At 40.3% G+C, this 4,697-nt stretch carries 5 protein-coding genes; 3 read left to right on the top strand and 2 right to left on the bottom strand.

The window, feature by feature from the left end; genetic code table 11:
- Window positions 1–430: 430 nt before the first annotated feature.
- Window positions 431–1,156: an ATP-binding cassette domain-containing protein gene (locus tag IQ246_RS28905; protein ID WP_339379269.1), complete on the bottom strand. Its 726-nt coding sequence runs from the start codon at window positions 1,154–1,156 to the stop codon at window positions 431–433.
- A 493-nt stretch (window positions 1,157–1,649) separates the two neighbouring features.
- Between IQ246_RS28905 and IQ246_RS28900 the strand changes: the two genes are divergently transcribed.
- The gene (locus IQ246_RS28900; protein WP_194006722.1) at window positions 1,650–1,928 is read left to right on the top strand and encodes a UPF0175 family protein; all 279 of its coding nucleotides are present in this window, start codon (window positions 1,650–1,652) and stop codon (window positions 1,926–1,928) included.
- Window positions 1,925–2,416, top strand: a complete 492-nt coding sequence (locus tag IQ246_RS28895) for a DUF3368 domain-containing protein (RefSeq protein WP_194006721.1) — start codon at window positions 1,925–1,927, stop codon at window positions 2,414–2,416. Before IQ246_RS28900 ends, IQ246_RS28895 begins: the two co-directional genes overlap by 4 nt.
- A gap of 277 nt (window positions 2,417–2,693) precedes the next feature.
- On the opposite strand, the gene recN is transcribed toward IQ246_RS28895, so the two are convergent.
- Window positions 2,694–4,442 carry a DNA repair protein RecN gene (gene recN / locus IQ246_RS28890; protein ID WP_194006720.1) on the bottom strand — a complete coding sequence of 583 codons (1,749 nt, stop codon included), beginning with the start codon at window positions 4,440–4,442 and terminating at the stop codon, window positions 2,694–2,696.
- 25 nt (window positions 4,443–4,467) lie between these two features.
- Here recN and IQ246_RS30040 point away from each other — a divergent pair.
- Window positions 4,468–4,697, top strand: a 230-nt coding sequence (locus tag IQ246_RS30040; RefSeq protein WP_208492347.1) for a hypothetical protein, incomplete at its 3' end; no start/stop codon positions are given.

Genomic DNA, 4,697 nt, shown 5'->3' with positions numbered 1-4,697 from the left:
CGCCTCTGGAGACATCGACCTCTGCTTAAGTGGGGAAACTCCTTTAAGTAAGCCGAGTCGTGGAAAGAGGAAGCCCAAGAAGTAATTCTTGGAATCACCGCACCTTCAGGTCGGTGAGGATGTCAACACTGAACAAGCAATTAAAGGCAAAATCGAAAATGTCTTGTGGTAATTACGGTTATGTTATGGATAATTTCTTGTATGTATAAAAACATTTTAGATTGGATTATTTAGGGTATAAAGTATTACAGACACAAGCAGTCTAATTTAGTCTAATTTTAGGCCAAGTAGTATCAGAAGCAAAATACGTTGATGTATCATTTAAATCTCTAGATGAAATTGCATCACTACTAACCCTAGAAAGTCAATCATTGGAAGCAGGCATTAAACTCCTGAACTTAAGCGCGATCGCCAATCAACATAACTAATATTATCCATCATGACATTCTAGAAGTTCTTGATAATATTGCTCAGGTGTACTGGGTAAATACGTTGTCACTTGCAAGGATTGTCTACTCAACTTAAAACCTTGGGTAATGTTAATCCGACTAAGAAAATCTAGATCGTGAGAAATGACCCAAAGCGCTCCTTGATACGCATTAATACCTGCAATCACTTGTTCAACAGTCTCAATATCCAGGTTATTAGTTGGCTCATCGAGAATCAGCAGTTCGATTTCAGAGATGCTAATAATTGCGATCGCTAATCTTGCCAATTCACCGCCACTCAGTACGGATGCTGTTTTGTGAACGTCATCATATTTAAACATAAAATGTCCTAGTTGTTGACGTAACAACTGATAGCTAAGATTAGGATTGGCAGTTTGCATATTTTCCAAAATAGTCTGCTCTCGATTCACCAGTTCATAAGTCTGATCAAAATATACAGCTTTCATCGCAGGTGCAAGCAAAATCTTACCTGATTCCAACATTGCTGTTAGCTTATTCATCCTTAAAATTGCTTTTGCCAGACTCGATTTACCTGAACCATTCGCGCCGACAAAAGCAATGCGATCGCCTGTAGAAACATGCAACTGAATATTTTGTATCAGCAGCCGTTCTGACACCTTAAGATTTGCACCCTGAATATCAATTAGATTTCTGCGTTTTTGACTCTTTGGTTCTAACTGGATACTCGTTGTTTTTGTTGTTTTCACCTTCGTTTCTACAACCTTTTGAGTAGCCTTTGCTACCAATACTTCATGTTTCTTTTTCGCGGTTCCAGCTGAAGCCTCAGCTTTTGTTTTAATCAGTCCTGCGGCCGTTCTGTCTACATTAGAACTCTTGCATAAATATTTTGTGGGATGATTAAGGGTTATTTTAATTTCAGTTTTTGCCAAAGAAGAAGGATGTAGACTAGAAACAAGTGACGCAGAAAATATACTTCTAAATCAACTCGCCTCAAGCAGTGCCACAGTCTGGTCGCCTCAAGCGGATAATAGGTCAATTCAAGCCTTATCAGACCTTGCCCAAAGCCTGACTACACAGAACACCCACCCAGAACAACCCACCACACTCGTAGAGTTTTTCCGTCAATCCCCCTTAGTTGGAATCGCCGAAGAACTCGACTTTAGCCGATAGAAAAATGATATTTTATATAATATCAACCCTGTTGAAGATGAAATATTACAAAGAAAACATTCTGAAATTATGACTAAAGTAGAATTTACCATTCCCGTTCATTCTGTTAATAATACCATCAGAGAAGAAGCAGAAAATAAAGCCAAAGAAGCTTATGTGATGACTCTACTTAAATATGGAGAAATTAGCAGTGGTAAGGCTAGTCAATTACTAGGAATTTCTCGACTAGACGTAATAGATTTAATGTCTAAATATGAGATATCTCTATTTGACGATAGTATGAATTTAGACGAATTTCAGCAAGAAGTTAATCAGGCAAAAATGAAATTACAAGGCAATCATCTATGATTGTTGTCTCAGATACAACCCCATTAAGTGAACTTTCTAAAGTTGGTAAATTAGACTTGCTTCAGGCTGTTTTTGGTAGAGTAATAATTCCTCAACAAGTCTATGAAGAATTAACAACAGGGAATCATCCCGCAGTTTTAGCTGTAAAATCAGCGTTATTGCTAGAAGTTCGTTCTATAAGTAATAACCAACTCATTGAACAACTACAATTAGAAACAGACTTAGATTTAGGAGAATGTTCGGCAATTATTTTGACAGAAGAATTAAAAGCAGAACAACTTTTAATTGATGAAAAAGCTGGGAGAAAAGTTGCTATTAGTAGAGGCTTGCCAATTATTGGTTTAGTTGGAGTGATTATATTAGCAAAAGAGCAAGGATTGATTGATAATGTCAAGAATATTTTAGATGATTTAATGAGTAAAGGAACAAGAATAAGCCCAAAAATTTATGATTATGCTCTAATTACAGCAAGAGAAATTTTAGGCTAAATTTTCAGCTACTAATATTGATTTTTTTTGCATTCTTGTCAAATCTCAATTCGCAAATTTCCACCCGCTTATTGACAGTGACTAGGGGGGATTAGGTGCAAACAAACTTAGCCGTAGACTCTTGCCAAGTGGCTTGATGTGGAGATTATCCTATCTGTATTTCATCACTATATTTCAATCTTTTTTATTTTGGCCAGCGATAAACAAAAGTGAACCAATTGATAGAAATTACGTATACATTTTCTGGAGTATAAATCACCATATATGAAACTTAATCTCAATTCTGCTCCTGGCGACGGTGGTTAGCAGCTTGCAATAATAGAGATTCTGCAAAAGCGATCGCATCTGTTGCAGATTTACCACCAGCTAACTGTGCCAGTTCTTCCCGGCGAGTGGTTAAATTATCCAAGGTAGTAACTCGCACAACAGTACGTTGCTCCGCGTTACCATTGTTAGCTTTTTTACTCTTACTTTGATTGATAGTTTGCTTATCTACGCGGAAATGACGGTCTGCCATTGCGGCAACTAAGGGCTGGTGTGTAACACACAGTACTTGATGACGCTGACTTAGTTGGTGTAATTTTTCGGCGATCGCTTGGGCTACTCGTCCGGAAACCCCAACATCTATTTCATCAAAAACCATTGTTCCCGCAGTACCAGCTTGGGAAAAACAAGCTTTCAGCGCTAGTAAAAACCGACTCATTTCACCGCCAGAGGCAATTTCTGTGAGAGGTTGCAGCGGTTCTCCGGGGTTAGGACTAAACATAAAAGTAATTTTGTCAGATCCCGCTGTGGTTGGGGAAATTGGCACTATTTCAACTTGAAACTGTACCTTTTCCATCGCTAGGGGCTTGAGTTCGGACAGTAATCGTGATTCTAAATTAGCAGCAGCTTTGCGACGCAACTGAGTTAAATGCTCGCTGGCTTGGGTGAGTTTTTCAAAACACGCCTTTTCTTGCTGTTCTAGAGTTTCGATAGATTGTTCCGTGTCGTTAAGTTCCGCCAATTCTCCCTGAATTCGCTGGTAGTAGGCGATCGCTTCCGTGAGGGTTGGGCCATACTTGCGGCAAATTTGTTTTAATTCTTGAATTCTCTGTTCTACTTCCTCCAAACGCTGAGGATCGGCTTCTAAATCTTCCCCATAAGCATTAATCTGGCGTCCTACTTCCATCACAGCAGTTTGGGCGTCCCTCACCAAATCCAACAGCGGTTGCAATTGAGCATCGTACTCCACCATGTGATTTAATGTAGCTTCGCTGTCACCTAATAAATCGGCTGCGGCTGGCGACTCATGATCATTTTGATACAAAGCCTGATAAACCTTGTAACTCAACTGTTGCAAATCGACGATATGATTTAGGCGTTCCCGTTCTTGCGTCAGCTGTTCCAATTCCTGAGAATCGCTGAGGTTTGCGGCTCCCAATTCTTGAACTTGATAGGTAAGTAAGTCGAATTGTTGTAAACGTTCTCGTTCTGATGTCCGGCGTTTTTCTAGTGCTAGATGAGCTTGTTGGTAAGCAGTGAAAGTAGTGGAAACCTTTTGGCGCTGCTGCATTAGTGAGTTCCCGCCATACAAGTCTAACCAGTCGCGCACTTGAGCTGATTGCCCCACTTGTACAGTTTGACCTTGAGCTGTGATTTCCACCAGGCGATCGCGCAGTCCCCCCATAATTTGGCGATTTACCAATACACCATTCACCCGCGATCGACTGCGGATATTACTAGCAGTAGCTGTAATTTCACGGCTAATGACTACGGAATTCTCATCGAGCAAATCAATTTCCTGTTCGCTCAACCAAGCGGTTAAGGGAGGGGTTGAGGTGAAAGTAGCTTCTACCATTGCCCGACTTGTCCCAGTGCGGATAACTCGACTGGAGACTCTACCACCCAAGACAGCATCAATAGCATCCAAGATAATTGACTTTCCGGCCCCGGTTTCACCTGTCAATACATTCAGTCCAGGGCCAAATTCTAGTTCTAGTTGGTCAATCAGAGCAAAGTTTTCAATTCGTAGGCAAAGCAACATCAAGCCGAATTCTCCGTCAGGGCAGATGCCAAATACTTCTAACTTACAGGACAATCAGTATAATCTTTCATCAACTAGCAATACCTACTACTATTGGACTAATACATTTACATTCATTGATAAGTTTAGCAAACCTCTAAGTACTGCGGACTGGGGAAAAAAGTCAAGGGTCAAGGGTCAAGAGTCAAGAGTCAAGAGTCAAGGGTCAAGAGTCAAGAGTCAAGGGTTATTATCATTAATTATTCTCTCCCCAAT

This window comes from aff. Roholtiella sp. LEGE 12411 (assembly GCF_015206995.1).
In the GTDB taxonomy this organism is placed as follows: Bacteria; Cyanobacteriota; Cyanobacteriia; order Cyanobacteriales; family Nostocaceae; genus Komarekiella.
The sequence above is the reverse complement of the archived record's forward strand: the minus strand, read 5'-3'. Positions and strand labels throughout refer to the sequence as shown.

Bases quoted from the DNA above. Each gene is read 5' to 3' on its own strand.
- IQ246_RS28900 (WP_194006722.1), top strand. From the start codon at position 1,650: ATGACTAAAGTAGAATTTACCATTCCCGTTCATTCTGTTAATAATACC.
- IQ246_RS28895 (WP_194006721.1), top strand. From the start codon at position 1,925: ATGATTGTTGTCTCAGATACAACCCCATTAAGTGAACTTTCTAAAGTT.
- recN (WP_194006720.1), bottom strand. From the start codon at position 4,442: ATGTTGCTTTGCCTACGAATTGAAAACTTTGCTCTGATTGACCAACTA.